The organism is Acinetobacter sp. Root1280 (assembly GCF_001425285.1).
Taxonomy (GTDB): domain Bacteria; phylum Pseudomonadota; class Gammaproteobacteria; order Pseudomonadales; family Moraxellaceae; genus Acinetobacter; species Acinetobacter guillouiae.
The window spans coordinates 210,003-236,172 of record NZ_LMED01000007.1 but is presented as its reverse complement, the minus strand read 5'-3'; the positions used below and the strand labels follow the sequence as shown (position 1 = coordinate 236,172).

The window sequence follows — 26,170 nt, the reverse complement described above, 5'->3', positions numbered from 1 at the left end:
TATGTGCGTAAGGGAAGACATATATGAGCGGAATAAAACGTATTCCTGTGACCTTACTGACAGGTTTTCTGGGGAGTGGTAAAACAACATTACTGCATCGTTTGTTGGCCGATGATCGCATGGCGCACACGGCAGTGATTATTAATGAAATAGGTGAGGTTGGCTTAGATCATTTATTGATAGGTCGACTTGACGATGACATTGTTTTGCTAAAAAGTGGTTGTGTCTGTTGTAGCATGAAAACAGAACTTTCAGAAACGCTTAAACTTCTTTATTTTCGTGCTGAGGCAGGGGAAATTCCTGTTTTTGACCTTGTTATTGTCGAAACAACAGGTATGGCTGACCCGATTCCCTTGCTTAAGCTTTTATTGGCAGATGAAAGTGTCGCGACTTTATTTAGTGTGCAAACCGTGATTGCTACGGTTGATACCCTATTGCCCTTACATACCCCGCAACAGCGGACTGAAAGACTACGTCAAATCGCTGTTGCAGATAAAATCATTTTAACTAAAACAGATTTGTCGCATGCCTTTACAACATTTACCAAGCGTATCCGTACTCTGAATGCGAGTGCTGAAATTATTGATGGTGCGGATGTGACGGCTGTTGCTTTAGTCATTTTTGATCGTGAAAAGTATCCAGTTACACGTAATTTACCTGATGCGCAAAGGTTTATGCATCAGACAAATCCTCAAAACGCTTTCAATAACGCAGCGCATCATAATATTTTTACCTTGTGTTTATATGCTAACCAAGCTTTGTCTTGGGAACGTGTGACCCATTTTCTTCAGAAGCTGGCACGACTTTATGGCGTGAACTTGCTCCGAATCAAAGGGTTGATTCAGGTAAAAGAGTCGTTACGACCGGTGATATTACACGGTGTTCAACATTATCTATTTCCCGAATCTTACCTAAATGCGTGGCCTAATGATGACCACAGATCGAGAATAGTGGTCATTTTTGAAGGGGAAATTCATCAACAGATCCAAGCATTGTTTGATGCCATTGTACTTGAGCCAATGACCACATAGCAGAACGCCTGCACCCATAATCCTCAGCATTTTCAATTGCGCAATTTAGGCGTAGGGGGATTTGCATCTTAAAAAAACAATTTGGTTGATCGTAATTTTTTAACGATTTCTCTATTAGGAGACACTCATGGAAGACAAATATGTTCACTCGATTGAACAACATACCATTCAGCAAATCCCATTAAATGCGCGATACGGTAAGGCTCGGGATCTATTCACACTTTGGTTTGGTGGAAATTTGATGCTACTGACGTTTGTGACAGGATCAGTTTCAGTCACCATTTTTCATCAATCTTTTGTCTCTGCTATTTTAAGTATTATTCTAGGGACGCTTATTGGTGGCATCTTTGCCGCACTCCATGCCGCTCAAGGACCGCATCTCGGTGTCCCTCAAATGATTCAAACCAAAGGGCAGTTTGGTGCATATGGTGCGCTTCCAATCCTTGGAATCGTGGTCATCATGTATGTCGGCTTCCTAGCTTCAAATGCGACGCTGGCTGGACAAGCCATGAATTTGCTTATTCCCTCATTCAGTCAGTCATCTGGCATATTATTTACTTGTGTCGTTGCAGTGATCGGCACAATTGTTGGTTATCGATTAATTCATCTATTTACAAAAATAACTTTTGTGATCTCTGGTTTGGCTTTTTTGGCAGCATATGTATGGGTGTTTTTTATTCAAGGTTTACCTGCAGACTTTTTCGCGCGTAATTCTTTTTCAGCTACAGGTTTTCTCGCTACGCTTTCGATTGCTGCACTGTGGCAGATTGCATATGCACCCTATGTCTCTGATGCTACTCGTCATCTGCCAAAAGAAACAGGCGCTAAGGCAGCGTTCTGGGCGACATATTGGGGATGTGGATTGGGTACCATCATTCCAATGTGTTTAGGGGTAACTATAGGATTGGTGACACCAGGTGGAGATGTTATCGCTGGGATGATCGCTTATGTACCTGAGATGGGGAGCGTGTTTATTTTGATTTTGGTCATTTCCATATCAGCGATCAATTCAATGAATTTGTATTGTGGTGTGCTGACTTTAATTTCTTTTATCCAGACATTTATTCCATCATTTATGCCCTTGGCTAAGGGGCGAATTGTGATTTCATTTTTGTTGATTGCTATTGCACTGTGGATTGGAATCAAAGCATCCAGTAATTTTCTGCCCATATTTATTAATTTTATTTTCTTGCTCATCTACGTACTTATCCCTTGGACGGCTGTGAATTTGGTTGATTATTATTGGGTTCGTCATGGGGAATATGATGTCGATTCGTTTTTCCGTCAAGATGGGGGAATCTATGGAAAATTTAACCTCATGGCCGTTTCTGCATATATTTTTGGTGTCATTGTTCAAGTGCCTTTTATTGCGACAGACTTGTATACAGGTCCTATTGCCAAGGCACTTGATGGTGCAGATGTTTCATGGGTTGTCGGTCTAATTTTAACCTCTATTTTTTATCTGATGGGGATCAAAATTTTTGGTATCAAAGACCATTCATACAAGGCAAAAAATTAAATCAAGGTATGGCAATTGTGATGAGGCAGGAATCATATCACTTTGCCCATACTGTACTTTCTAAAGCCAATATTTTTGCTGCTTTTGAGGCTGTTTTGATCATGAGATAAAATTTGGAGATGGGACCGCTATATTGCACCACGGGTTGTATTTAAAAATTCAACAGCACAGGATGAGGGTCTAGGCGATTTTAAAAATGAACGCTGCTCATCATGATTTACGCTTATGTTTTTAAAACACAATCATTGAAAACACGATATTTTTAAGATCATAAACGTTTTGCAGTATTCAGCAATAATCGGCTTATTTATTTTTAGCGTTGCCTGTTGTTGAGTGTTGCACACCGCCGAGAGATTCACAGGCTGTCTTATAAATATCGTATTGTTGTTGAACCACTTCATCGAGAGGAATTTTAAATAATTCATCTCCAGATTTATAGCGATCGACGTACTCAGTGGCTTTTTCTTTACTCACAGCAAGTGAGCGTTCGTGATAAGTATTAATTGAACTATGGGCCAATTCTGCTGTTTCAATATTATTACATTGAAATTGGCTGAGCAGTTTTTCCGCAGTTTTAATTTCACTAGATGTGCCAAGTACACATCCTGTTAAGAGAATACTGGCACTTAACAAAAATGAGTTTTTCATCACAGATATTTAAGAAAAATGAGTGGCGGAATTGTAGGATGAATCGGTTATTAAAAATAGAGCCGCTCGGATATTGTTTTCATTTTAGCAACCAAATGCTGAATAAATAGCCAGCGAAATTTATTCAATTTTCTCTCTATTTTGCTAAAGCAATGATGTCAGTAGTAAGAAGCAACCTGAAGCAAACAATAAACTCAGCACCAATTGTTTAAATTGTTTTTCTGATATTTTATAGAACATTTGTGCACCAATCAGCGCTGGAATACTCACTGTGAGAATGATCAGTGCAAAATAGGGGAGATGGACCTTGTGGATGGTTCCTTGGCATAGATAAATAATAATTGTAAACAACTGAATCGCAAAATTAAAATGTCTTAAAATATAACGCTGTTGTTGTTTAGGCAGATTTTTAAGCATGACCCAAGCTGATGGTGCTGCGCCACAAAAACCACCTAGACCACCTAAAATACCGCCAATAAAACCAATGCTTCCATCTGCAATTTTACCCAATGCTTGAATACGAGGAAACACAGGGGCAAAGAACATGGTTGGGCACCAAATCACTAAAAATAATCCAAGGATGGTCTTAAAGGTATTTCCATCAATGAGGTGTAAAAGATAGGTACCGATAGGTACACCGATCAATCCTGCAATGATATAAGGGAGAACAAGGGAAAACGGGAGTTGATGTTTTTGTTCTTTTCCCAATGCAATGATATGACTCCATAGAGAAGCAAACACCACCAATGGTGCTGCTAGCTGTGGTGGTAATACCCAAATCCAAAAAGACATTGCAATTAAAGCAAAGGCAAAACCAGTTAAACCTTGGACAAAGCCTGCAATCATGGCACCGAGAATAAAAATAAACCAAGTCATTTTTAAATTAAACAAAACTGAATAGGGTTGAGCATAGCATCGAGATAAGTAATCTTGGTTGAATTAGCCGATTTTAAAAGAAATCGTGAGTTTCCATCATGACTTATTGAGATAAGCATATCTGTATCGTTAACATCTATACCATTAAAAACGATCAGGTGTATTAGATCATGAATAAAAATCCATCCAATAAAAAGCCCCTGATGACAGAGGCTGGTAATTAAGGGAATATGAGGTCAGTTCTATTAGGGTCTGTAGACATTTCATAAATGGCTTGCGTTGTAGGTTAAAATTGAGCATGAGACGTATACGTCGTAAAGCATGAATGAGAATAGCGAGACTATTCATCATTTAGAATAACTAAATTTCGTATTTCGCGCCTAGTATCGCCTAAAAAACACACGTAGTCGCAAACCAAGACGAATTGTCAACAGACCCTAGTCATTGCTTGGTTTTAAGGATTGCGTTAAACCATTAATATCACCGCCTTTAATGCCTAACTCATTCATTAAGCTATCAATCAGTGGGGCTTGAGAACGATAGCGCAGCGCACTATTGACCACTTGATCAGACAAAGCAATTTGATTTTGTTCACCAGATTCACCTGTTGCATTTGAAGCTGCCATAGCGCCTAAACCATTGACTTGAAGAATCTTGATATCATCAATATTTTCCATTGGTTTAACACTTTCACGAATGATTTCAGGTAAGTATTTCAATAAAGCTAATCGGATTTGCATCTCAACTTGTTCTGTTGAAAGCACGTTATTGGCTTCATTGACTGCACGCGTACCTTCAGCATCAACTTGATATTGCTTTTCTTGTGCCGCAGCAAGTAACATTTTTGCATCTGCTTCACCTTTGGCTTTTAAACGTATTTTTTCAGCATCCGCTTGTGCTGCAATACGGACTGCTTCAGCATCATCTGCTGCTGCTTGTTTAGCTGCTTCTGCTGCTACGGTAATCGCAATAGCATCTGTTTCAGCGACTTGCTTTGCAGCCACCAATTCAACGGCTTTTAAACGCTCTGCACGCTGAGTTTCACGAACAGTTGTCACTTCTTCTTCCGCTTTTACCGCTTGTGCACGTGCTTGGTCAGCCAACGCTTTGGCTTCAGATTCAGCACGTGATTTTTCAGCAATTGCAATCGCACGATCTTGCTCGGCCAATTCAATGGTTTTCTTCTGTTCGACTTGGGCTTTTTGGATCAACTGCGCTTTTTGAATATTTTCATTTTCAACATCACGTGCAGACGCAATACGCTTTAATTCGACTTCACGTTCAGCAGCAATTTGAGCTTCTTCTGCTTCACGTTTTTTTGCGGCTTCTTGTGTTGCAATTTCTGCTGATTGCTCAGCTTTACGAATGGCAATTTCTCGCTCTTGTTGAAGTTTTGCATATTCTTCTTCACGTAGAATTTGCAAGCGTGCTTGTTCAGTTTCTAAGTTTTTTGCTTTAATGGCTAAGTCATTGTCTTGTTCAATGTCATTGCGTTTTTTACGGCGGTCTTCAATGGTTTCAGTCAGTTTGGTTAAACCTTCTGCATCGAAAGCGTTTTGAGGGTTAAAATATTCAAAACTGGTTTGGTCTAAACCTGTCAGTGAAACCGTTTCTAATTCTAAGCCATTTTTAAATAGATCTTCAGAAACCACTTGTTGAACTTTCTGAACAAAATCAACCCGTTTTTCATGTAACTCTTCCATTGCCATTTCAGCGGCAACAGCACGCAGTGAGTCTACAAATTTACCTTCCACCAAGTCTTTGAGTTCTTGTGGAGACATGGTTTTTTTACCCAAGGTTTGGGCAGCTGTCGCAATAGATTCAGCGGTTGGTTTAACCCGTACATAAAATTCAGCCATCACATCCACTCGCATACGATCACGAGTAATTAGTGCTTGATCTGTGGCACGTTTGACTTCAAGACGAAGGGTATTCATATTGACGGGAATCACTTCATGTAAAACTGGCAATACAATTGCACCGCCATTTAAAATGACTTTTTCACCGCCAAAACCAGTACGGACAAAAGAAACTTCTTTACTTGAGCGTTTATACAGGCGGGCGATAATAACCCCGATGACAATCAGTGCCACCAATATAATGCCTGCTAAAACAAGGATTTGATATAAGTTTGAATTCAACATTTTATTATACCCAGGTTTGTTATTGAAAAATTAAAGTGGCGTTGCTTGAAAGCCTAGTTTTGTTCTTTGTGTCAAAATCACACTTTGACCTTGTTGAAAGATTTCATCTAATTCTGGTTCAACCAAAATATAATGTGTCTGTCCAAATTGATCGATGACTTTGGCTTGTGCAGGGTAGTTTTGTTTTGCTTCACCTAAAATAATCTGAGCTGTACGCCCAATCAGTTCATCACTGTGAATCGCAGTGGTTTCATCTTTCGGTAAAATTTTTGCAACGAGTGCTGCACACACTCGAACAATCGGCATAGATAAAAAAAGACTGGCTGGCGCAATCAGCCAAATTGAAAAATAATTTCCAGTGAAATTGAAAAATATACTTTGCACAATAAAACCAAATAGCGCATAAACAGTCAGAAAAATGATCAACCAAACCAAGACGGGGACACGGCCAAGATAGAGCCAATCTAACAGCTGCACTAAAAGATTGTGATCTGTATGGATGTCTAGATTCGCATGGTGGGTTTCTAACAGTTGATCTGGAATAAACTGGTCTAAGAAACCTTGAGAGGTTGAACCAATAATAAGGAGTAAACACTCCACAATACCCAATAAAAACATCAGGCACAGACTGACACTAAACAGTAAGTTGGATGAGTGTGTAAATAATTCCCACATATTGTTTTACTCAAAATTATTGTTGCGCATTTTTATAAATAAAATTTTTAATTTGAACTGAATAATTAAATGATCATCAGTTAATTCAATTAATAAATTAAGTTTATCGGTTTTGTCGTAGTATTGCAACAAAATATTTTACGATATTAATTAAAATCAATATCTTATAATTTAATATATTCTTTTATATTTTGAAAATTGCTTGAAAAGTAATGCTTGCATTTTAGCCAACTATTCCTTATAACTGATTGAGTTTACAGAGGGAACTGAAGACAAAAAAATACGCAATGATTGGGGTGATCACTGCGTAGAACAACGAATCTGCTTTCACAGTTCGGTTAAGGAGAAATGTTATGAACTTTGGGGATTGTTCATAACTTAAGGTTGATAGTAGAGGTTCCCCTCTGTAAATTCATTGGTATTCACGTAAACAAGTGTTAAATCTCGTAAACATGGTTAAAATGTGAACAACATCAACTAAAAACAATATGCTAATCAATGTTTTTAAACATATTATTTAAAATAAATAAATTTTGCGCTGCGTTTCCCCGATCAATCTTTTCTCTGCTTTTTAATGTAAACGAGACAGTTTTTATCCGCTATTTGAGTTAATTTTGCTATAGTTCAAAGCTTAAATTACAGCTTTCAAAAGTGCTGATTAGTCTATTGTATTGAACTCAACTTCCTATATTGCATCATGTTTGAGTATGCTGATTGAGAAGCAGAATTAAGATTTTAAAAATCGATACGCCATAAACTGTGATTTAAAGCTAATTATTCACTTTTTAAGGAATTTATATTGTTATCATAACTACTATTCGAAAAAGCAGGACAACAGTATTTTTTGTGAATTTTAATTCAAAAAATTATATTAAAGATTCCGTTCTCAATTTTAGTTCTGGTTTTGCTTGCAATCATGCCGTATTTTTTCATAATAGCCTTTCCTGTCTTGATTAGTTTTTTACCATGTCACCATTAGAAATATTCGCGGTTATTATCAGTATTATTGGTGTCACATTGACGATTAAGCGAAATATGTGGTGTTGGGTATTTAACTTCTTTGCCTTTGTTTTATATGCCTATTTATTCTTTGAATTCAAATTGTATGGTGAAACAATCTTACAAGTGTTCTTTATGGTGGTGAATTTTTATGGCTTTTATCACTGGCTAAAAGGCAAGCAGCAAGATCAAGAGATTCGAATAGAGCCCATTGCTGTACAAACAGTGATCCTGCAAATAATCATCGCTGCTGTTGGAGGGGGAGTATTTGGGTTATCGCTACACTATTTTACCGATGCTGCTTTGCCTATGTTAGATTCTCAATTGGCTGCATTTAGTTTACTGGCAACCTATTGGACCAGCCGTAAACATATTGCGACTTGGGTACTTTGGGTTTTTGTTGATATCGTCTATGTAGGGATGTTTATGTATAAAGAATTATTCCTAACAGCTGCTTTATATGCGGCGTTTGTTGGACTGGCTGGATTTGGATGGTGGCAATGGGAACAGGTCAAAAAGAAACAATCGGCGAGCATGTATAAAGGAATTTAACATCATTTAAGGGACTGCCATGATTATTGATTTTGTTCAAACACAAAAACAAAAGTTTGAAGAACTTGTTGAAAAAATCATGGCCCAACCTGAGCAATATCTCGACTTTGATTCAGTCTCTGATTTTTACAAAGCCCAATGGTTAGATCAATTCCCACAGGGCACAATTTGGAGCACTTCTGGTTTGGATGATGGTGCAGAAGAATTTTGTGTTCAGATCAAATATAGAGAGTTGATTTTTAATATAGAAATTCAATCAACTTCTATCGGTTTAAAATTTAACAGTAAAAATATCAGAGTTTATAAAAAAATATAAAGCCAAGTTTTTTTGTTAAGCATTTGAAAAGATTATTTTATTTTAATCAAGCTTAAAACTGAATCCCAATGATTTTGGGATGGTGATGACAAAGTGATTTGGGCATTGAATTTAAATGACAATATTGATTGTGTGCAGTTTAAAACAGTATGACAATCAATACAGAGATTCAGGCCAGTCTAATTGGATATTTCAAGTTTGGATTCAGCCTAAATTAATTTTTTAGAATGTTAAAATTTAAATTAAAAAATACATTAGAGTAAATTAACGATAAATGCGACAAATCTTATTTTAAAAGTGCTTGTATCCAACTCAGCGTATATGTCCAAATAGGCTAAAGTTTGATGGATATCGCCAGTAAAATAAAAAATAATTCCATTCGGCCAAAGCATGTAAGAGAAATCCCTTTGTTTATTGAAATATTAGGAAAAATTTAAAGTTAAAATTGATAAAATAAGCGTGATAAAATGATTGTTCTTTGGAAAATATTTGTAAATAATATAAAGGATTAATATCCTCACCTTAAGGTTTATTTAGAATAAAAATCTATATTTTTGAAATACACTTACATAAAATTACTAGAGTGTTATATTTAAGTGGTCAATACAGATAAATAAAACAACGGATAGAAATTCACAATTTTATGGAATAGTTATTATATGGAACAAAAACATAGAACGGCAATACAGTCCTCAACGGAACACTTCACGCATGATGTTATGATCATGAATTGGAGTAATCTTAAGAAGTGTAGCCTTGTGCTCCTCTTGGGAGGTATTGCTGTTTTATCGTGGATTGCCTGGTGGTTTTTTAGCAACAGTCAAGTTGAGTTACAAGCTTGGATTAATCAAGATTTTTATCCAACCTATATGAAATTATTATCTTTTGCTGCACTGGGTTTTTTTGCACTGATTTTTATTATTCGTGCTTTAAGTAAAATTGCTATTTTTGAAATAATAATACCGTATATAGCCGTTGCATATTTTGGTCTTATCTTTGTTTTTGGCGCACATTGCATCGGAATTTTTAGCCCAGCATCAAGTGCAGGTTATGTCAGCTTAGTCACAGTGGCGCTGGTATTATTCGAACGAAAAGTGGTGTATCTAATCGTTATTCCAATCACTTGTTTTATGTTGATCAGCCTTGGATTAAGCCTGTCGAATAAAATGACGTATGCTCCAATTTTTAGTGAACACTTACAATCCATGTCGCTATATAAAAATACATTTTGGGTGTTTTGCATGTTGTATTTTTATATTCCGATTTTTTTTGCAAGTCTGGTTTTATTCGAGGTTCTTTTAATTCAATGGCGCAAAAGAGAGCAAATGATTCAGCAAATTAGCGTTCTGGATCCACTTACAGGCATTTATAATCGTCGTAGGATTGGTGAGAATATTGAATTATTAAAACAGCAGCAAAGTTCTTTTGCGATCGTGTTATTAGATTTAGATTATTTTAAGAGTGTTAATGACCAGTATGGGCATGATACTGGGGATGCTGTTTTAAAACAGGTCGCAAAAATTTTGACTGAAAATATTCGTGAGCAAGATGTCGTTGGGCGATTTGGGGGAGAAGAGTTTATTATCTTAATGAGTAACAGTGCATTAGAAAATGCGCTGAGGCTTGCTGAGAGATGCCGTCAAGCAATTGAAAAAGAAGAAATTCGATTAGATCATCAACAGACGATCAAAGTGACGGCAAGTTTTGGTGTTGCAGTATCAACAAACCCTTTTTTAGCAACAAAAAAAGAATTGATTCGTCAGGCTGATCAGGCCCTATATCTGGCAAAAAAGAATGGGCGCAATCAGGTTTGTCATTTCTTTGAAGTAGAACTTACCCATTCATTCGGATACAAACAACGCCGTTAAACTATTTCAAATTTTTTGCGATAAACTACACTTGTCATAAGGGTGATTAGACAAAGCACACCAATATAGTACACGGCACCAATATCGCGATATAAACTTAGCCATTGGACCAATGGCAGAGTTAAGCCACCTGCAATTGCGTATGCAACATTGTATGAAAATGATATTCCTGAAAAGCGAATTGGAGCTGGAAACATCTTGACCAAGCTATAGGAAACCACACCGACTGTGCCAGAAAATAGTCCAAGCAACATGTACAATCCGAAGATGGTTGAATGAGCAGCATGACCTAAACTGTAATAAAAAAGACCTGCAGTGATTGCCACACTGAGCGATCCCAAACAAATTACGCGCCCAGCACCAAAACGATCAGCCAGCAGACCTGCCAATATACAACCCAACATTTGCATCAGAATTGCCATGCTTTGCATTTGAAATGCATCCGCACGTGGAAAGTTAAAGGTGGTGGTCAGTAAATTTGGGGTAGATAGGATAATCACCACAACACAACCGGTCAAAAACCAAGTAAACAGCATTCCAATGACAACGGCAGATTTATGGGATGCCAAAACTTGCTTGATGGGTAGATCTTTTGAGAGTTCTTTACGCGCCTGCATCGCTTTAAATACAGGGGTTTCTTTCAGATAACTCCTTAGATATAAGGCAATTAATCCAAAAACTCCACCGACTATAAATGGGAGACGCCAAGCCCAAGCATGGATTTCTGCTTCGCTAAACTTAAGCGAAATAAACAGCGACATCAAAGCGCCCAGTAAGATTCCCAGTGACAAACCAGCGGTAAGCAAACCATTGGCAAAACCAATTTTCTTTGTTGGTACATGCTCTGAAACAAATGTCCATGCTGCGGGAATTTCTCCACCAATCGCAATGCCTTGAACCACGCGCATCAACAACAGTAGCAGTGGAGCAGCTAAGCCAATGTCTGCATAAGTTGGCATTAGACCGATGAACAAAGTGGGGAGTGCCATCAGTAAAATGGATAAGCTAAATAGGCGTTTACGTCCTACGAGATCACCAAAATGCGCCATGATCACGCCACCTAAAGGACGGAAAAAATATCCTGCGGCAAAAATTCCGTAAGTATTCAGCATTGCCCAAAAAGGACTTAAAGAACTAGGGAAAAATAGTTCAGCAATGATTTTTGCGTAAAATACATAAATGACGAAATCATAAAATTCGAGCGCACCGCCCAGAGAAGACAATGCAAGCGTTCTTTTTGCTTCCTTATTGAGGCCCAATTTTTCGTCCATGATGATGCAATGCCTTAAAAGAGATATTGAATGTAATCATTTTAATTGACTATTTTTTACTTAAAAAATCAATATTTATTTTTATGCATTCTACTTATTTTTATAGGTAATAGAGGCGATTTAAAAACCATTTTTGCTTTAAAAGCGTTGCGCTAAGGTAGATTCTAATAGATTTAAATATTGATCACTTACATGCGAATTAACCACGGGATAACACTCAGAATAATGCCGCATACAGACATAATCATTGTATTTTCAATAAAATAAGGAAAAATCATCAAAGTGATGCCACAGATAAAAGGTATATTCATTCTCTGCTTTTTCCCATAGATAAAATAGCCTAAGCCAATTGAGCTAAAGATCAAGCCTAAGAATAGGGGTGCTGTATTCATTATTTTCAACGATAGACTGGACGGTTGTTATTTACACGATCATGATTAAAAATGGCTTAAAAGACAAGCTGTCATTTGGCTTGGGTAAATAGAAATTCATTTGTACATAACCTACATACTTTTGCACAATAATTGAATTGGAAACCGTATTTCAAATGCTAAACTCATCTTTATTCAATTTACATTTGATCAAGGTACAAGATAATGAGTGCCGTGTTACCTGTCGCCCAACGTGGTGAAGACGTTTTAAAATTAATTGCAGCGCCTGTGGCTGAAGCTGAGTTTTCAAGTACTTGGCTAAACGAATTATCCAAGGCCTTACAGGCCACCATGTTAGAGCGTAATGGTGTTGGGATCGCCGCACCACAAGTCTATGTTTCTAAACGGGTGATTATTATTGCTTCAAGAGCGAATCCACGCTATCCAGACGCACCTGAAATGGATGCAATCACAATGATTAATCCTGAAATCTTAGAGCAGTCTGAACAGACCATCTTGGGAGAGGAAGGGTGTTTAAGTGTGCCCAATGAAAGAGGGCAAGTGGCTCGTGCTGAAGCAGTTACTGTACAATTTTTCACGCTGACTGGCGAAAAGATTATCCAGCAATTTCATGGTTTTCCTGCACGTATTGTGCAACATGAAATTGACCATTTAAATGGGATACTGTTTGTCGAAAGACTTTAAATTGAGCAAGCTTGACTAAAAATTTATCTTTAATTTTAGCCAAGCTTTTCTACGTAGAATTGCTAATTGGATTTTGTTAATTGGACTTCGCTCGTTGCAAAGCACCATTCCATAAGCTTAGGTGATATTGTCTTTGGTCTGCGCTCATCTTCGGCTCAAAAGCGCGATCTAATTGCCAAGATTCGGAAATTTCACTGAGATTATTAAAAACACCTGCCTTTAATCCTGCCAATGCAGCAGCACCCCAAGCGGTAGATTCTAAAAGTTTAGGGCGTAGCACAGGTACATTTAAAATATCTGCCTGAAATTGCATTAGCATATCATTTTGGCTTGCGCCACCATCCACACGCAATTGTTTTAAGGGCTGTGCGATATCCGATTGCATTGCAGTTAATACATCTGAAACTTGGAATGCAATGGATTCTAAGGCAGCTCTGGCAATATGTGATTTATTGGTTCCACGTGACATTCCACAGAGTAAAGCACGTGCCTCACTGTCCCAATGTGGCGCTCCCAAACCTGTAAAGGCTGGAACCAAAACGACACCATCTGTAGTGTCAACTTGGCAAGCTAACTTTTCAACTTCAGCACTATTTTTGATAATTCCTAAACCATCTCTTAACCATTGCACAATCGCACCAGCCATAAATACACTGCCTTCTAAGGCATAATGAGATTGGTCTTGGCACTTCCATGCTAAGGTGGTGAGTAATTTATTTTTGCTATATTGAATATCTGTTCCTGTATTGAACAGCATAAAACAGCCTGTCCCATAGGTGTTTTTGGCTGTTCCAGCTTCAAAACATGATTGCCCAAAGAGTGCAGACTGTTGATCACCTAATACGCCACAAATTGGAATTTCCGCGCCAAGAAGCCCTGTGGCGGTATTGGCAATATAACAATCGGATTGGATAATTTTAGGCAGAACACTCGCTGGGATATTAAATAATTCAATTAATTCAGTATCCCATTGCTGTGTTTTTAAATCCATCAGCATGGTGCGTGAAGCATTACTTGCTTCGATGACATGCTCTGAACCTTGGGTTAAATTCCAAATCAACCAACTATCGACTGTACCGAATGCCACATGATTTTGTTCAGCAAGCGCTCTTAAGCCGTGTACATTTTCCAATAACCAAACCAGTTTTCCAGCACTAAAATAAGGATCTATTCTTAATCCTGTTTTTTTGTGAATTTTTTCAGATAAATTGTTTTGAACTAACTGATTACACCAGTCTGTAGCGCGTCGGTCTTGCCACACAATGGCAGGAGCAAGTGGTTTACCTGTTCGCTTATCCCAGACTACGGTAGTTTCACGTTGGTTGGTTAAACCAAGTGCTTTAATATCTTTGGCTAGTAGTCTTGCCGATGCGATTGCTTGTTGTACAACGGTGATTTGTGTGGTCCAAATCTCCATCGCATCTTGCTCAACCCAGCCCGAATGTGGGGTTCTAATTTGGGTTTCCCGCTGAGCAGAGGCATATACCTTTCCATGCTCATCGAAGATAATTGCTCTGCTAGAGGTCGTTCCTTGATCAAGTGAGAGTAAATAGCTCATCTTTTTTATATTTGTCCCTTGAAAAATAGTGATAGTAGCGCAATTATAGAACTAGGCGCATCATTTGATATAAATGTAGTGAATTATCTGCTTAATTTGCAACAATTATGTTATGATGGCCGTGTTATCTGGGGATGTTATTGGCTTCGACGCCGATGATGAAGCTCATAGATGCATGCCGAGAGCGCATTTTCTCTCGTAAATCAAATTTGCATATTTTAGTCGCAAACGACGAATCTTACGCTCTAGCTGCCTAAGGGCAGCTTGTCCGCTTCACTGAATACTTGTGGTCAGTGGACCCGACTGTAGCGCACGCACACAAGTCCGTATAAAGTCAAGCCTCGGGGCTTTATACTAAACTTAGAGGATCGCGTTTTGTACCCTGTTCGTCGGGTCACTTAATGTTAAAATAATTGACGATATCTAAGCATGTAGTATTCTCGAGTGTAGTGTTGGCGGACGCGGGTTCAACTCCCGCCATCTCCACCAAATTTGTAAATCATGATCTGTCACTTAGTTATACGATGTATCATGAAACTTAATAAAGCCTTGAAATTTAACAGTTTCAGGGCTTTTTTAATGCCTGAATTTCTATCATAGACATATACAGGCACTATCTGAAAATCATGCACTATCACTATATGATGTTACACAGGTGTGACACGCGTGTAACGGGTGAACTATGCTTTCAGACTCACAAGTAAAAGCTTTAACTTTAAAACCGAAAAGAAAAGAGATATTCACTTGCAGATGGTGAGGGCTTGTCATTTGATGTATTACCTACAGGTAAAAAGAAATGGATCGTTTCATACCGAGTAAATGGAAAACAGACTAGAAAGAATTTAGGTGAATACCCTGAGCTAGTGTGCAAAGATGCCCGCCAGTTAGCTCGTCAGTGTAAAGCTGAAGCACAAGGGAAGATGCTAAATTCACCATCCGTAAATGCTGTGATTGAAGAATGGCTTAAACTGATGACGCCGCGTTGGTCCAGTAAAAAGTACATAGATACAGTTATTTATAGATTGAACTATATTACTGAAGATTTTAAAAACCAGCCGATTGATGAAGTTGATAGAAAAATAATCGTTAAGAAAGTAAAAGAAATCGTGAATAAGGGAACACTAGAAACCGCAAAACGTTCACTTCGATTACTAAATGAAATCTTTAACTTTGCTATTGCTTCAGACTATACCCAGAAAAATCCATGTACTTTGATTTCTGATGTTATCCCACAGCAAACCGTTCGTAATATGCCGAGTCTTGATGCAGAACAGATGCCTGAGTTTTGGAACCGTGTAACACATAGCAATGTTACACCAGAACTGTTACACGCACTTAAACTCGCATGTTACACAGCCGTTCGTATTTCTGAGTTACTTCAATCGCGTTGGGATAGTGGCGAAATAGATTTAGAAAATAGACAGTGGGTGATTCCAGCATCTCGAATGAAAATGCGTAGAGATCATGTTGTACCTTTGACTGATCAAACTTACACGCTATTTAAAGAACTATATGATCATAAGACAGATAATGGATATATTTTTAAGCACACTCGCAATCCTGGTGAGCATGTCCGATCTGAAAGTATTTTAGCAATCATTAAGCGAAATGGTTATGCAGGGCAGATGGTTACACATGGTTTTCGATCTTTATTCTCTACCCACACAAATAACTCAAAACTATTCAGACCTGATGTAATTGAATACCAAATTGCACACGTTCCCAAAGATCGTATTCGCGGTATCTACAACAGAGCTGAATATTGGGATGAGAGGGTAGAGTTGATGAAGTGGTATTCAGAACAAGTTGATCGTTGGATGAAAGGCGCTAATTAAGCGCCTTCCTTTAATATTTCTTTTTTCATCCTTAGCAAAGTTGAAGCTGTATATTTCTTTTGAACTCCAAACTCCTGATCAGGTGGGTACTTCTCTAAATAGTATTTTTTGAAAGTATTTAGACACACACCCAATTCACTCGCTACTTGCGTCATAGAGTACCATTTCATAAACCTTGCTCCTTTTCTTCTTTTTCCGGCAATTCAATCCAGCAAACTATTTTTTCATTAATTTCATAATGCTCATTTTCCCTGCCTATATGATCTATTGTGAATTCAGACCAATACTTGGTATCTACAACATCATCTAAATCATGCATCCAACGAGCGCGGTAAATATTTCCACTTTCTCCAATTACTGCACATGCTTTACCATCGGTATTTGGCTCAACATCAGGCAATCTTTCATCAACCCTAATCCAGTTCATGACTTTGCTCCTGTGCTTCGATCATTGCTTGCCTAACAAAAGCGTCGTAAAGGCTATATGGTAAAAAAGCATCACCTTCATGTTCTTTAGCCACTGCCATAACCATTGTTTCAGTCGGTTTAATTGGCATTAGTACAAACCTTTCAGGGGTGGCTTGGGATTTGGCAGCTTGAAATAGCTCAAAAGCCATTCTTGTTTCTGCATAAAAGAATTCGGCATTTTCTTCGTAGATATCAAAACCAATTCTTATAGCTAGTTCTTCAAACTGTTCTTTAATATCCATCACGCCACCTTTACAAATTTAATTTCATATTCAACTTTGAAATCAGGTACATCGGAATTTTCAGGCATCAAAATCACTGAGTCACAGCCATTTTCAATAAATGAAAGACGTTCTTCATTTGATGTGTCAATTGATAAGGCTATTACTCGACCGTTTTTCAAGCCGACTAAAACAGGTTTTCTTTCCATCACAACCACCACGCCATTAAAGTTGAGTAAAGTTTTAGGAGGGTCATGATTCACCTCGACGACCACGGTAAATAGGTGATTGCGGAATATAGGTATCTTTTTCAATTACCTTGTATTCAATGTCATTCATTGGCAATCCGCCTCGAATAATAGACCAATTTCTAATTTAGTTAAGAGGATTGAATCAGACAATTGTAGCGACATTCGCAATCACGTTAGCCCGAGTACGATTGTCAAGGATTTGGAGGCAGAACGTCATGGATAAGTTTGAAGCAATTATTGTTTGCCTAATTTGTATGGCTATTGGTGTCTTTTTGGGATGGTTGATAGGGAAATGAGTATGGATAAGTTTGAAGAATGGTTTGACTCTGAATATTCAAATTTTGGGCGTAAAGCTTCAACTTTTTATAGTGCTGATCATGATTTTTATACTTCACAATTTATTGATGAACGTTATGACGCATATCAAGCAGGTCATCAATCCCGACAGGCTGAGTTAGATCAGGCAAACTACCTAAGGTTCAAGTATCTGCACCTTTGCCAAGTGGTGGTGGTGGTGCTGGTGATGTATTAACTACCCAATTCTCGTTCACAGTCGCGGATGTTGCACCGACTCTTACACGTATTCCTGTAGTTGCGGGGCCTTAATCATGTTAATTGAAATCGAAGAACAGAAGTCCATTGAATACGTTCAAGAATGGTTTGATTTTAAAGAGGGTGTGAAACTACTCATTGCGAGTATTGATAAGCCATCGTTTCAGCGTTCACTTGAACTCAATGGGATTCAAGCTGAGCAAGAGCTTGCAGGCATTAAGGCCGTTACAGATGAAGGAGCGGTTAAAGCCAAATTAGGTTTTAACCGTGCTGTTTCACATTTATTGCTCGGCTGGGTGGGTTTAGTTGGTAAAGATAAAAAGCCAATCGAATACAGCCAACAAAATGCTGAACTGATTTGTACAAGCTCGAAGCAATCACTTGAAATTATTGTCTTCATCATGGAAAAGGCTAAAGTGATCCATGACTCTAAGACTGAAGAGATTGCTGATGAAGTGGGAAAGTCCTCAAGCACTACGAACAAAGAAACATCAAATGGTGCGAAGAAAAAACCGCAGAAGTCTACCAAAAGCTCGGCATAAAACCACCTGAGCGATTAGAACCAAGTTTCACGGCAGATCACATCATCAAAGCCTTTATTTTAATTTCAAAAGCTCGACGTTTTATTGCCTTTCCGCAGGGAGGTGGATTCTATGACTCACTAACTCTTGCGGATATTAAAAGCTATTTTGATGTGTACGGTTGTGACTTGGATCGAGGGCTTTTTGTTGAGTCTATTTTTGCACTGGATGGGAAGTACTTGAGTGAAATGAATAAGGCATGAGAGCTATTTAATCAAAACTTCTAACAAATTTTATTTAGAGGTGCACGTATAAGAGAGAACTATTTATATGGTTTTCTTGATTCCAAAACAAAACCCCGAGAGTTGGCGCTTTCGGGGTTTTTTTACATCCGCTTAACCGCAAAGAAAAGAGGAGATATATCTATGTCAGAAAATAGTAACACTAAACCCAATATTAGTATAGAGGGAAAAATGAGCAATAAAGATGCTGGTAAAGTAGCCATCATAATGGCTTGGGGGAAGTCGATATCCCTTGTTATAGCAAGCACTGCAACTCTCATGGGTTCACTTGCTGTTTTGGTTTGGCGCCTAAATAGTTAGAGACAAAAATGAATATTGATTTTTAAACCGACCTACAAATGGTCGGTTTTTTAATGTCCGCAATAAGCCCTTGCCCAACTTACAAAGAATTGGATTATTTGTTATTTTATGAGCAAATACCAAGGGGTTTATATGAAAAAAATATTAATTTTATCTGCAATTTTACCTAGTTTATGTTTTGCGGACACAAAACAGTTAGATAACGATATTCATGAANAACGATCAAGCAACTTATAAAGAAATTGATACCATTATAAAAGAAGCTTATTCAAAGCCAATTTCTTCAAGTGATTCCGAAAAGGAAGCAGAACTATCGAGTTTTCCTTTAAAGCATTATATGGCTTGCTTAGATACGCAGGGATCATACTAAATTAACTAACCATCCGCTTACCCAAAACAACTTTGTAAAACTGTCTACGAAATCGTAGTGGACTAATGTAATTTAATCCCATCAAACATAAAAAACCACTCACCCGAGTGGTTTTTTATTGCGCCACACACTGTCGTAAGTCTCTTAACTTCCATTGTTTTTGTACTATGAATAGATCAAAATAGTCTGGCGTAATTATTAAAAGTATTTGTAAAACATGTAGATAGGGTTTAATTGCGTAAAATTAATTATAAAAGGAAAATTCAATGAGCACTATAACAACAGTAGAAAGTATTGCTGAATTATTAGCTATTCAAAGCCCAGTAGATGGGCAAACAGTGTTAGTGAATTCTTACCAAATAGGGAGCGGTAAAGGAGGGGGTAATTTTAAATATGATTCAACAAAATTAAATTTGAATGATGGAGGTCTTCATTTTAATGGATGGATAAGATTGGAAGCAACAAAACATAATGTTTATGATTTTGGCGCTTATGGTGATTGGAATGCGACTGCACAAACAGGCCATGACGACACTGTTGCGTTTCAAAAATATGCAAGTTATCTAGTCAATAATGAAAATAATCCGAGAGCTGGTGGTTCGCGCATTATGCGTGTATTAGTTGGTAATTATCGGTTAAAAGGCTTCACAATTAGTCAGGGAATGGCTTATTGGTCATTCAATTTAATTGGGGAAGGACAATTATCACAACTTTGGTTTGATCCAGCGGGACAGGGGATTATTCTTCAAAACGAAAACACTGAAATAAAAAATATTTTTTTTAATGGGAGTTTAACAGCTAAGTATCCTGATCAAAATAATCCAGCTATCCCATACATAATACAAGCAAAACTACCAAATAAATATTTAGATGTAGATATCCTGTGTGAAGGTGTAAATGTTTATTGGTTTAGTTGCTTTGCTCGTGTATCTGGTAGAGGCTTCACATTTAGAAATGGTAGTGCTGGAATGGGTGGAGAAAGGGCATTACTAGAAATTGCTTGTGATAATGACTTAATAGTTGCTGGTGATGTACAAGCAATGCATTCTCTAGAAAGTAGTATGAGGAATTATAAAATTATTAATAATCGTTTTGATGTTTGTAGTCTATTAGTTAATATTACTGGTGAGCATAAATTAAAAGATTACATTAATGGTTTAACTATTTCAGATAATGAAATTACACTTGCTGGAGTTCTGGTAAAGTCTAATGACTGTACTTTAATTAGCCCGATATACCGAAATAATATTTCAATAGCAAGCCACAGAAGTTCAAATTTTTCTGGGGTCTTTGATATACCAAGAGCAAAAAATGTTAGTGACATAGGTAATTCTTGGAATAATATTATTGCTGAAAATAATATTGCAAATGAACGTTCGAAAGGAATTTCATTTATTCATAGATATACAGATATTGACGGCTTATTAATTCTTGGAACATCATCAAAGGACTTAATTTATGGTGTAGTAAAAACAACAGGTTTAACTAAAAATATTAAAATTTCAAGTAATAGTTTTGTGGGTTTTGGTGATCTGCAAAGTAATGCCTGTATTCTACAATCTTCTGCGGAAGTATCAAATATTGAAATAATCAATAATACTATCCTTTCAAAAAAACAACTACCCAAAAAATATATTGATGCACCATTAATAGGCAATAAATCTGTTTTTGTAAAAAATAATATTACTGATTCTGCTTTTCCAGATGAGCGATTATCTTATAACCCAAATTTACTTATAGACGGTTCTTTGAGTGCTGGTGTAAATATTTTGAATTCTGTTGGATACTATGAGATTGATGGTAAGTTTATTAATGTTTATTCAAGTCTACTATTTAGCTCTACATTAAATTCTGGCTTAATTTCAATAAGCTTGCCAATTACAGCAGTTCCTGAGAATAAATTTATTTCTAATTATATTTCAGGACATGGTGTTGTTAATCAAATTATTGGATTTAATTTAAATAATAATATTAATGTTTTGGTGAATGCAAATACAGAACAAAGGGCAAATTTAATGCTTCTGAATGCACCTTTAAATATTTCAGGAAAGATAGCTTCAAATATGTTGATCATTGCTTCTTTTCGATATAAATATAAGGACTAAGTTTTATTAGAACAAACCCACTCAACCGAGTGGGTTTTTTATTGGACGCAATTTATGAGCAATGAAAAATTTACATATCCATGTGATCTAGATGGAAACTCAGGCAAACAAAACTTCAATATTTTGACTTCTAAATTTGGAGATGGCTACGAACAGAATATCTCAGTAGGCATCAACAACAGAAAAGGTGAGTGGCCTTATAAATTTACATCTACCAAGGAAGAAATTCTTCAAATCAAAGCTTTCTTTGATAGACATAAGGGGGCTGATTCATTTCTATGGAATTCTCCTTTGGATGGAGAAGTGAGAGTTAAAACAGATACAAGTTAAAGGAAGCTGATGATCAGTACCTACTATCCTTGCTGCTTCTCTTGCTTTAAGAATAATATCTGCAGATTCTTTAGAAAGCCCTTGATTATATAACTTCAATCTTTCTTCATTTTGTAAAGATGAAGATAGTGAATTACTAATAAACTTCTGAATTTCCTCACTTAGTCCTTTGACTTTTTCAGAGGTTGTAATAGCTTCTTTAGCAATATCACCAAAACCTTTTGAAGAATTAGAGGCTTTATTTCCTGCAAGTTCAGCTTCAATTCCAAATACTTTTAAAGCTTCTTGTACTCTTTGAACTACGGGTAACTTTTCACGATAAAGATCATTATCTTTTTGCAGTTGTTTAAGTTGATCAGGAGAAATAAAGTCAAGATTATTCAGCTTTTTAAGTGCATCCTCTTGGCTCATCATTCCTTGTCGAACTTTATTGGAAATCTCAACAATTTGAAGATTCCCTCTATAAGCATTTTGAAGTTCAATGATGTGAGCATTAAATAAATAGTTTAGATCTTTTAACTCTTTATTTTGTCCTTTGAATGCTTCTTGAAGATCTGCTTTAGCTCCTTTCTTTTGAACACCTTGTAAATGCTAATGCCATTGGTCCAATGACTAAATATGGTACTGCAAAAGGTGGATTTCAATTTCTTGATGATACCGCTAAGCGTTTCAAATTGACTGGAAGCGATGTATTTGACTTAGGTAAATCAGCAGAGGCAGCAGCTAAATACCTTCAAATTCTCTATAAAAAATTTGGCTCGTGGGATAAGGCAATATCTGCTTATCATGCAGGCGAAGGGAACGTAGAAAAAGGTACTAAAATTGGACCAGTAAATCGTCAATATGTTCAAAACGTAAAAGGCTATATTGCAGGAACAAATGGTTTTGATGGCTCAACTAAGCAATTAGAATATAGTTTGATGTATGCAGATCGCATGAATAGTGCGCGAGATAAAATCGCACAATATTCTATGAATCCTTTAGATTATCAAAAAACAGCTTTAGCAAGTTCTCAAAGTCAGGCTTATGCTAGTAACAATAAAGCATACTCGGATGGGCATGTTTGCCGTGACATTGAGTTGCTCAATGAAACTTACGAAAAAATGGGCTTATCCAAAATTGGAGAGGGGTATTACAAACATCAGAAAACTGGATTGCAACAACATCGAGAGTTTCTTTTAAACAAAGAACAAACAATTGATTTAGTGACTGGTTATAAACCTGAATTGCGAATCAAGATTAATCGTCGCTGGGCTGAACTCGAAGAAGTCGTAAAACAAAACGCTATTTTACTTCCGAATTTTTCAAACCCTGCCGAAGCTGCACGAGCTTGGGCTATTGAATACGAAGCGAAACAAATCGCTGAACAAGAACGTGATCATGCTATAGCAACGAAAGCCGAGATTAGTGATCGTAAGACAGCAACAGCAATGGCTACTGCATCAGTAAAAAGCCGCCAAGCTGAAGCACTAAAAGAACAGTTGGGCGAATCTAAGAAGTACGCTTCTGTTAAGGCTGTAGAGAATAAGACAGGTGGAAAGTATAACTGGCGTAATCTTAAAAAGTGGTGTCTTGAAAAAGGTAGAGAGATTAAAGACATTGCAGATCCAAACTTTGGTACTGTAAAAATTTATCCTAAGGAAGCTTGGGAAGAAGTTTACGGAGTGAAGTTAAAGAGCATTTTTAACAGTTAAATTTTACTCCAAGTTTTTTAATAATTTTTAATACATTGTTTTTAATGTTTTGATTTGCTTATTAAAAACTTGGGTATTTAAAGTAAAACTGTAGTAATCTTTTGAAAACAGTGAAATTATTTAGGTGGTTTTGCTGTTCACTGCCATGTAGGTAGCTTAGAAAAAGGGTCTGTACAATTGACAGACCCTTTCTTGTTCACTGCCATGTAGGTAGCTTAGAAATTGGCAAATCGAATCATCATCACGCCGTATTGGTTGACTGCCACCTAGGCAGCTTAGAAATGTATTTGAGTGAATACCAAGATCAAGATAATGTTAACTGCCAAGTAGGTAGCTTAGAAAATAGATGTGCTCAAAACTGAGCACATCTAATTGTTCATTGACAGATAAACAGCTCTATCATGTATGATAGGGATAACTTAATTTTTCAAAGATTAATGGAAGCATGGCCCTCGGAGTGAGGGGTTAATTGTCGAGAACTATTATCTTGACAGTATAATCACCTTTCACTTTTGACTCTCCTGAAATATTCAAGCTTTTATCTTCTGAATTATATTCGTAAGTTTGCCAAGTTGGTGAGTATGATAAGTGATATTTTTCTTCAGATAGTTCGTCTGTATCGTCTATGGTAATTTTTCCATATTCTGTAGTATCAATGATTAATCGAGCTTTAGTTTTAGTATCAATGATTAATCGAGCTTTAGTTTTAGTATCAATGATTAATCGAGCTTTAGTTTTAGTATCGATACATTCTTTTTTAACAGTGTATTTAACTTGGCAATTGAATTTTGGAATATCACCCCTATTATTTACAACTAAATCATTATTTTTTCTAAATTCAGAGATTGCAACTGTATTACTCATTTTATATCTTGCTCTTTTAAATAAAAAAACATTAATATCATAAATTTAAGAACAGTTAAATGAAAAAATCAAAAATCAATTGATTGCTCAAACTTGTGTTAAATTTGAGCAAATAAATCATTCTATTAACTATTTGATACTGTTACTAAATACAATAAATGTAGTACTTTGAATGATGTGAAGAACGAAGTCCTACAAAATTTTTAAGATGTGATTATTTTGAATTCATCAAGTACTCTTTCTTTCATTTGCATAAAATTAAGCATGTAAGCGCAATTATCAGAATCTAACATTACAATTTTTAGTAAATTCATAACATCTGTATTAACTGACAGTATTTTTTTTAATTTTTCATCATTTTCCAAACATTTTAAATAGTCAATATAATATTTATTGTTCAACTCAAAGCAATGCAAAAAACATTCTTCAAGAAGACTTTCTCTTTCTGTCAAGAATTTTTCATAATCTTTATTTCTTTTTTGAGATTCTTTATTTTCAAAAAATCTTTGACTAAATGTTTTATTATTACTTGAAAATCTTATTCCGATTTCTATAGCATTAAAATATAACTGAAGTTTGTTTAACTTATTTATTGTTTCTTGGAGTGAATAGATACCATATTCGTATAACTCTAATGTTCTTTTGAATTTTTCTATGTCCCTCCAGTCATTAAATAGTTTAGAAGCAATAAATGCCGCCCCTAAAGTTGCCAGAACGGAAAGGAAATAAATACTAGCAACCCATGCTTCTTTTAGTGCATCATGTACTTCATTATGAATAAACATAATCAAAGTAACAAAAAAGAATATTACTATTAGGTATGAAATTGTTCCAATTGTATTGGCAAAAATTGATTTTATTTCATTGTTCATGACTGTGCTTAATATCTAAATTTAGTTGATATTTTACCCATTAATTTGCAATAATTCATCCCAACTAAAACTTACTTAACCTTTATCATCCCATTCTTTGTAAAATAATTCTTAGACAACATATCCCGACTCATTGACCACTTATGATCACTGAAATAAAAAGGACCTACTAAAATCTTTGTTTCTTAAGTGAAGAATAGGCAGCTGATGCAGAAAGTTTTTTATTGCACCCAACTGCCACACAGTGGTTTTCCCACTTTCGCCTAATGTTTATTCAAATTACTTCTGTTAATATGGTTACGATAATTAACAAAGTAGTTACATTATGAGAAGAATAGTTTTAGCTAGCTTGCTGGCTTTATCGGGTATTGCGAATGCTGCTTCCGAACCTCAAGATAAACAAAAAGTTTTTAATATTGTTAAAGAATATTCTAAATTAGTTTCATGTATGAGTTCTTTTGAGAAAGATTCTGACATTGGTAAACCCACTACTATTAAAGATGTGCATACAGTTGAATATGAAAAAGATTCAAAGTCATTTTATGTAATGTGGTATGGGGATATGGGGTGCGCTGGTGGTTCTGGAACAATGTCTGGGTTTGTTAGTGAGGTTGCTATTTATGGTGGCGAATGGAAGCCTTATACAATCCAATCTGATACTGCCTTTGGTTCAGACTTAGATATGAATTTCCGGTTTATTGAGTCTTTAAAGAAAATTAATTCAAATAAGTTCGAAATTATTAGCTGGGATTATGCTGATGACAAATATGGTGGTAAAGATGGTGGAAATAACTTTCCAGCAAATAAATTTAAATATGTCGTAGAAAGGGTGAAATGGGATCCTTGGAAGATAACTCAAAAAACTCTTCTAAAGCAAAATAAGTAAAAACTACTTTTTTGCTTTCAATCTATAAAACAAACCCGCTTAGGCGGGTTTTTTATTAAGATTACT

26 protein-coding genes, 1 other RNA gene and 2 pseudogenes are annotated in these 26,170 nt (G+C 36.4%); 15 read left to right on the top strand and 14 right to left on the bottom strand.

The features are described 5' to 3' along the window. The first annotated feature begins 23 nt into the window (after positions 1-23). Together ASC84_RS08115 and ASC84_RS08110 are read left to right on the top strand one after the other, a co-directional pair. The gene (locus ASC84_RS08115) at positions 24-1,031 is read left to right on the top strand and encodes a GTP-binding protein (RefSeq protein WP_056513482.1); all 1,008 of its coding nucleotides are present in this window, start codon (positions 24-26) and stop codon (positions 1,029-1,031) included. Between the two features lie 127 nt (positions 1,032-1,158). Further along, a complete protein-coding gene (locus tag ASC84_RS08110; RefSeq protein ID WP_056513478.1) occupies positions 1,159-2,550 on the top strand; it encodes a cytosine permease in 1,392 nt (463 codons plus the stop codon). 303 nt (positions 2,551-2,853) lie between these two features. Here the strand turns inward: ASC84_RS08110 and ASC84_RS08105 are convergent, their stop codons facing one another. The 4 genes from ASC84_RS08105 to ASC84_RS08090 all read right to left on the bottom strand — a co-directional run bounded on the left by ASC84_RS08105 (position 2,854) and on the right by ASC84_RS08090 (position 6,893). Continuing rightward, positions 2,854-3,198: a hypothetical protein gene (locus tag ASC84_RS08105; RefSeq protein WP_056513475.1), complete on the bottom strand. Its 345-nt coding sequence runs from the start codon at positions 3,196-3,198 to the stop codon at positions 2,854-2,856. Between the two features lie 144 nt (positions 3,199-3,342). Next, a complete protein-coding gene (locus ASC84_RS08100) occupies positions 3,343-4,074 on the bottom strand; it encodes a sulfite exporter TauE/SafE family protein (protein WP_056513472.1) in 732 nt (243 codons plus the stop codon). Between the two features lie 437 nt (positions 4,075-4,511). Further along, positions 4,512-6,218 carry a flotillin family protein gene (locus ASC84_RS08095; protein ID WP_004723634.1) on the bottom strand — a complete coding sequence of 569 codons (1,707 nt, stop codon included), beginning with the start codon at positions 6,216-6,218 and terminating at the stop codon, positions 4,512-4,514. A gap of 30 nt (positions 6,219-6,248) precedes the next feature. After that, positions 6,249-6,893 carry a YqiJ family protein gene (locus ASC84_RS08090; protein WP_056513469.1) on the bottom strand — a complete coding sequence of 215 codons (645 nt, stop codon included), beginning with the start codon at positions 6,891-6,893 and terminating at the stop codon, positions 6,249-6,251. A 966-nt stretch (positions 6,894-7,859) separates the two neighbouring features. Here ASC84_RS08090 and pnuC point away from each other — a divergent pair. The 3 genes from pnuC (at position 7,860) to ASC84_RS08075 (ending at position 10,628) form a co-directional block, all read left to right on the top strand. Next, positions 7,860-8,444, top strand: coding sequence for a nicotinamide riboside transporter PnuC (pnuC, locus tag ASC84_RS08085; RefSeq protein ID WP_056513466.1), 585 nt, complete (start codon positions 7,860-7,862; stop codon positions 8,442-8,444). A gap of 19 nt (positions 8,445-8,463) precedes the next feature. Continuing rightward, positions 8,464-8,760: a hypothetical protein gene (locus ASC84_RS08080; RefSeq protein WP_056513463.1), complete on the top strand. Its 297-nt coding sequence runs from the start codon at positions 8,464-8,466 to the stop codon at positions 8,758-8,760. Between the two features lie 725 nt (positions 8,761-9,485). Then, positions 9,486-10,628, top strand: coding sequence for a GGDEF domain-containing protein (locus ASC84_RS08075; protein WP_056513526.1), 1,143 nt, complete (start codon positions 9,486-9,488; stop codon positions 10,626-10,628). Here ASC84_RS08075 and ASC84_RS08070 read toward each other — a convergent pair. Continuing rightward, positions 10,625-11,899 carry an MFS transporter gene (locus ASC84_RS08070; RefSeq protein ID WP_056513460.1) on the bottom strand — a complete coding sequence of 425 codons (1,275 nt, stop codon included), beginning with the start codon at positions 11,897-11,899 and terminating at the stop codon, positions 10,625-10,627. The genes ASC84_RS08075 and ASC84_RS08070 overlap by 4 nt on opposite strands. A gap of 188 nt (positions 11,900-12,087) precedes the next feature. Beyond that, complete coding sequence (locus ASC84_RS23205) at positions 12,088-12,291, bottom strand: amino acid transport protein (protein ID WP_081409335.1); 204 nt, start codon at positions 12,289-12,291, stop codon at positions 12,088-12,090. A 204-nt stretch (positions 12,292-12,495) separates the two neighbouring features. On the opposite strand from ASC84_RS23205, the gene def reads away from it, so the two are divergent. Beyond that, on the top strand, positions 12,496-12,975 hold the full coding sequence (def, locus tag ASC84_RS08065; RefSeq protein ID WP_056513456.1) for a peptide deformylase: 480 nt from the start codon (positions 12,496-12,498) through the stop codon (positions 12,973-12,975). A gap of 76 nt (positions 12,976-13,051) precedes the next feature. On the opposite strand, the gene glpK is transcribed toward def, so the two are convergent. Next, complete coding sequence (gene glpK, locus ASC84_RS08060; RefSeq protein WP_056513453.1) at positions 13,052-14,533, bottom strand: glycerol kinase GlpK; 1,482 nt, start codon at positions 14,531-14,533, stop codon at positions 13,052-13,054. Between the two features lie 130 nt (positions 14,534-14,663). On the opposite strand from glpK, the gene ssrA reads away from it, so the two are divergent. After that, positions 14,664-15,022, top strand: a transfer-messenger RNA (tmRNA) gene (gene ssrA / locus ASC84_RS22235). Positions 15,023-15,215: 193 nt separating this feature from the next. Then, a pseudogene (locus tag ASC84_RS08055) lies at positions 15,216-16,368 on the top strand (tyrosine-type recombinase/integrase). Here the strand turns inward: ASC84_RS08055 and ASC84_RS22900 are convergent. From ASC84_RS22900 to ASC84_RS08040, 4 genes are read right to left on the bottom strand one after another with little or no spacing between them, the layout of a single operon-like run. Beyond that, complete coding sequence (locus ASC84_RS22900; RefSeq protein WP_171252532.1) at positions 16,365-16,538, bottom strand: hypothetical protein; 174 nt, start codon at positions 16,536-16,538, stop codon at positions 16,365-16,367. The pseudogene ASC84_RS08055 and the gene ASC84_RS22900 overlap by 4 nt on opposite strands. Then, positions 16,535-16,795, bottom strand: coding sequence for a hypothetical protein (locus ASC84_RS08050; protein WP_056513450.1), 261 nt, complete (start codon positions 16,793-16,795; stop codon positions 16,535-16,537). Before ASC84_RS08050 ends, ASC84_RS22900 begins: the two co-directional genes overlap by 4 nt. Continuing rightward, positions 16,782-17,078 carry a hypothetical protein gene (locus ASC84_RS08045; RefSeq protein WP_056513447.1) on the bottom strand — a complete coding sequence of 99 codons (297 nt, stop codon included), beginning with the start codon at positions 17,076-17,078 and terminating at the stop codon, positions 16,782-16,784. The genes ASC84_RS08050 and ASC84_RS08045 overlap by 14 nt, the downstream gene beginning before the upstream one ends. After that, the gene (locus tag ASC84_RS08040) at positions 17,078-17,320 is read right to left on the bottom strand and encodes a hypothetical protein (protein ID WP_056513446.1); all 243 of its coding nucleotides are present in this window, start codon (positions 17,318-17,320) and stop codon (positions 17,078-17,080) included. Before ASC84_RS08040 ends, ASC84_RS08045 begins: the two co-directional genes overlap by 1 nt. A 286-nt stretch (positions 17,321-17,606) precedes the next feature. On the opposite strand from ASC84_RS08040, the gene ASC84_RS08035 reads away from it, so the two are divergent. The 5 genes and pseudogenes from ASC84_RS08035 to ASC84_RS08015 form a co-directional block, all read left to right on the top strand. Then, complete coding sequence (locus ASC84_RS08035) at positions 17,607-17,840, top strand: hypothetical protein (protein ID WP_056513443.1); 234 nt, start codon at positions 17,607-17,609, stop codon at positions 17,838-17,840. 76 nt (positions 17,841-17,916) lie between these two features. Beyond that, positions 17,917-18,402, top strand: coding sequence for a hypothetical protein (locus ASC84_RS08030; protein ID WP_056513440.1), 486 nt, complete (start codon positions 17,917-17,919; stop codon positions 18,400-18,402). A 404-nt stretch (positions 18,403-18,806) separates the two neighbouring features. Continuing rightward, positions 18,807-18,983: a hypothetical protein gene (locus tag ASC84_RS22670; protein WP_155860321.1), complete on the top strand. Its 177-nt coding sequence runs from the start codon at positions 18,807-18,809 to the stop codon at positions 18,981-18,983. Between the two features lie 636 nt (positions 18,984-19,619). Continuing rightward, positions 19,620-21,458 (top strand): hypothetical protein, encoded by a 1,839-nt coding sequence (locus tag ASC84_RS08020; RefSeq protein WP_056513438.1) that lies wholly within the window; start codon positions 19,620-19,622, stop codon positions 21,456-21,458. Positions 21,459-21,512: 54 nt separating this feature from the next. Next, a pseudogene (locus tag ASC84_RS08015) lies at positions 21,513-21,776 on the top strand (phage tail protein); the annotation flags it as partial. Here the strand turns inward: ASC84_RS08015 and ASC84_RS08010 are convergent. Further along, positions 21,735-22,202, bottom strand: coding sequence for a hypothetical protein (locus ASC84_RS08010; protein ID WP_227515110.1), 468 nt, complete (start codon positions 22,200-22,202; stop codon positions 21,735-21,737). The pseudogene ASC84_RS08015 and the gene ASC84_RS08010 overlap by 42 nt on opposite strands. A 194-nt stretch (positions 22,203-22,396) precedes the next feature. Between ASC84_RS08010 and ASC84_RS23480 the strand changes: the two genes are divergently transcribed. Then, positions 22,397-23,482 (top strand): transglycosylase SLT domain-containing protein, encoded by a 1,086-nt coding sequence (locus ASC84_RS23480; protein ID WP_264753249.1) that lies wholly within the window; start codon positions 22,397-22,399, stop codon positions 23,480-23,482. 465 nt (positions 23,483-23,947) lie between these two features. Here the strand turns inward: ASC84_RS23480 and ASC84_RS08000 are convergent, their stop codons facing one another. Both ASC84_RS08000 and ASC84_RS07995 read right to left on the bottom strand, forming a co-directional pair. Then, positions 23,948-24,346 carry a hypothetical protein gene (locus tag ASC84_RS08000; RefSeq protein WP_056513432.1) on the bottom strand — a complete coding sequence of 133 codons (399 nt, stop codon included), beginning with the start codon at positions 24,344-24,346 and terminating at the stop codon, positions 23,948-23,950. Between the two features lie 203 nt (positions 24,347-24,549). After that, on the bottom strand, positions 24,550-25,218 hold the full coding sequence (locus tag ASC84_RS07995; RefSeq protein ID WP_056513429.1) for a hypothetical protein: 669 nt from the start codon (positions 25,216-25,218) through the stop codon (positions 24,550-24,552). Positions 25,219-25,543: 325 nt separating this feature from the next. Here ASC84_RS07995 and ASC84_RS07990 point away from each other — a divergent pair, with 325 nt between their 5' ends. Further along, complete coding sequence (locus ASC84_RS07990; RefSeq protein WP_056513428.1) at positions 25,544-26,104, top strand: hypothetical protein; 561 nt, start codon at positions 25,544-25,546, stop codon at positions 26,102-26,104. Positions 26,105-26,170: the final 66 nt, after the last annotated feature.

Coding starts and splice junctions, on each gene's coding strand:
- ASC84_RS08115 (WP_056513482.1), top strand. CDS start 24: ATGAGCGGAATAAAACGTATTCCTGTGACCTTACTGACAGGTTTTCTG.
- ASC84_RS08110 (WP_056513478.1), top strand. CDS start 1,159: ATGGAAGACAAATATGTTCACTCGATTGAACAACATACCATTCAGCAA.
- ASC84_RS08105 (WP_056513475.1), bottom strand. CDS start 3,198: ATGAAAAACTCATTTTTGTTAAGTGCCAGTATTCTCTTAACAGGATGT.
- ASC84_RS08100 (WP_056513472.1), bottom strand. CDS start 4,074: ATGACTTGGTTTATTTTTATTCTCGGTGCCATGATTGCAGGCTTTGTC.
- ASC84_RS08095 (WP_004723634.1), bottom strand. CDS start 6,218: ATGTTGAATTCAAACTTATATCAAATCCTTGTTTTAGCAGGCATTATA.
- ASC84_RS08090 (WP_056513469.1), bottom strand. CDS start 6,893: ATGTGGGAATTATTTACACACTCATCCAACTTACTGTTTAGTGTCAGT.
- pnuC (WP_056513466.1), top strand. CDS start 7,860: ATGTCACCATTAGAAATATTCGCGGTTATTATCAGTATTATTGGTGTC.
- ASC84_RS08080 (WP_056513463.1), top strand. CDS start 8,464: ATGATTATTGATTTTGTTCAAACACAAAAACAAAAGTTTGAAGAACTT.
- ASC84_RS08075 (WP_056513526.1), top strand. CDS start 9,486: ATGAATTGGAGTAATCTTAAGAAGTGTAGCCTTGTGCTCCTCTTGGGA.
- ASC84_RS08070 (WP_056513460.1), bottom strand. CDS start 11,899: ATGGACGAAAAATTGGGCCTCAATAAGGAAGCAAAAAGAACGCTTGCA.
- ASC84_RS23205 (WP_081409335.1), bottom strand. CDS start 12,291: ATGAATACAGCACCCCTATTCTTAGGCTTGATCTTTAGCTCAATTGGC.
- def (WP_056513456.1), top strand. CDS start 12,496: ATGAGTGCCGTGTTACCTGTCGCCCAACGTGGTGAAGACGTTTTAAAA.
- glpK (WP_056513453.1), bottom strand. CDS start 14,533: ATGAGCTATTTACTCTCACTTGATCAAGGAACGACCTCTAGCAGAGCA.
- ASC84_RS22900 (WP_171252532.1), bottom strand. CDS start 16,538: ATGAAATGGTACTCTATGACGCAAGTAGCGAGTGAATTGGGTGTGTGT.
- ASC84_RS08050 (WP_056513450.1), bottom strand. CDS start 16,795: ATGAACTGGATTAGGGTTGATGAAAGATTGCCTGATGTTGAGCCAAAT.
- ASC84_RS08045 (WP_056513447.1), bottom strand. CDS start 17,078: ATGGATATTAAAGAACAGTTTGAAGAACTAGCTATAAGAATTGGTTTT.
- ASC84_RS08035 (WP_056513443.1), top strand. CDS start 17,607: ATGGATAAGTTTGAAGAATGGTTTGACTCTGAATATTCAAATTTTGGG.
- ASC84_RS08030 (WP_056513440.1), top strand. CDS start 17,917: ATGTTAATTGAAATCGAAGAACAGAAGTCCATTGAATACGTTCAAGAA.
- ASC84_RS22670 (WP_155860321.1), top strand. CDS start 18,807: ATGTCAGAAAATAGTAACACTAAACCCAATATTAGTATAGAGGGAAAA.
- ASC84_RS08020 (WP_056513438.1), top strand. CDS start 19,620: ATGAGCACTATAACAACAGTAGAAAGTATTGCTGAATTATTAGCTATT.
- ASC84_RS08010 (WP_227515110.1), bottom strand. CDS start 22,202: ATGATGAGCCAAGAGGATGCACTTAAAAAGCTGAATAATCTTGACTTT.
- ASC84_RS23480 (WP_264753249.1), top strand. CDS start 22,397: ATGACTAAATATGGTACTGCAAAAGGTGGATTTCAATTTCTTGATGAT.
- ASC84_RS08000 (WP_056513432.1), bottom strand. CDS start 24,346: ATGAGTAATACAGTTGCAATCTCTGAATTTAGAAAAAATAATGATTTA.
- ASC84_RS07995 (WP_056513429.1), bottom strand. CDS start 25,218: ATGAACAATGAAATAAAATCAATTTTTGCCAATACAATTGGAACAATT.
- ASC84_RS07990 (WP_056513428.1), top strand. CDS start 25,544: ATGAGAAGAATAGTTTTAGCTAGCTTGCTGGCTTTATCGGGTATTGCG.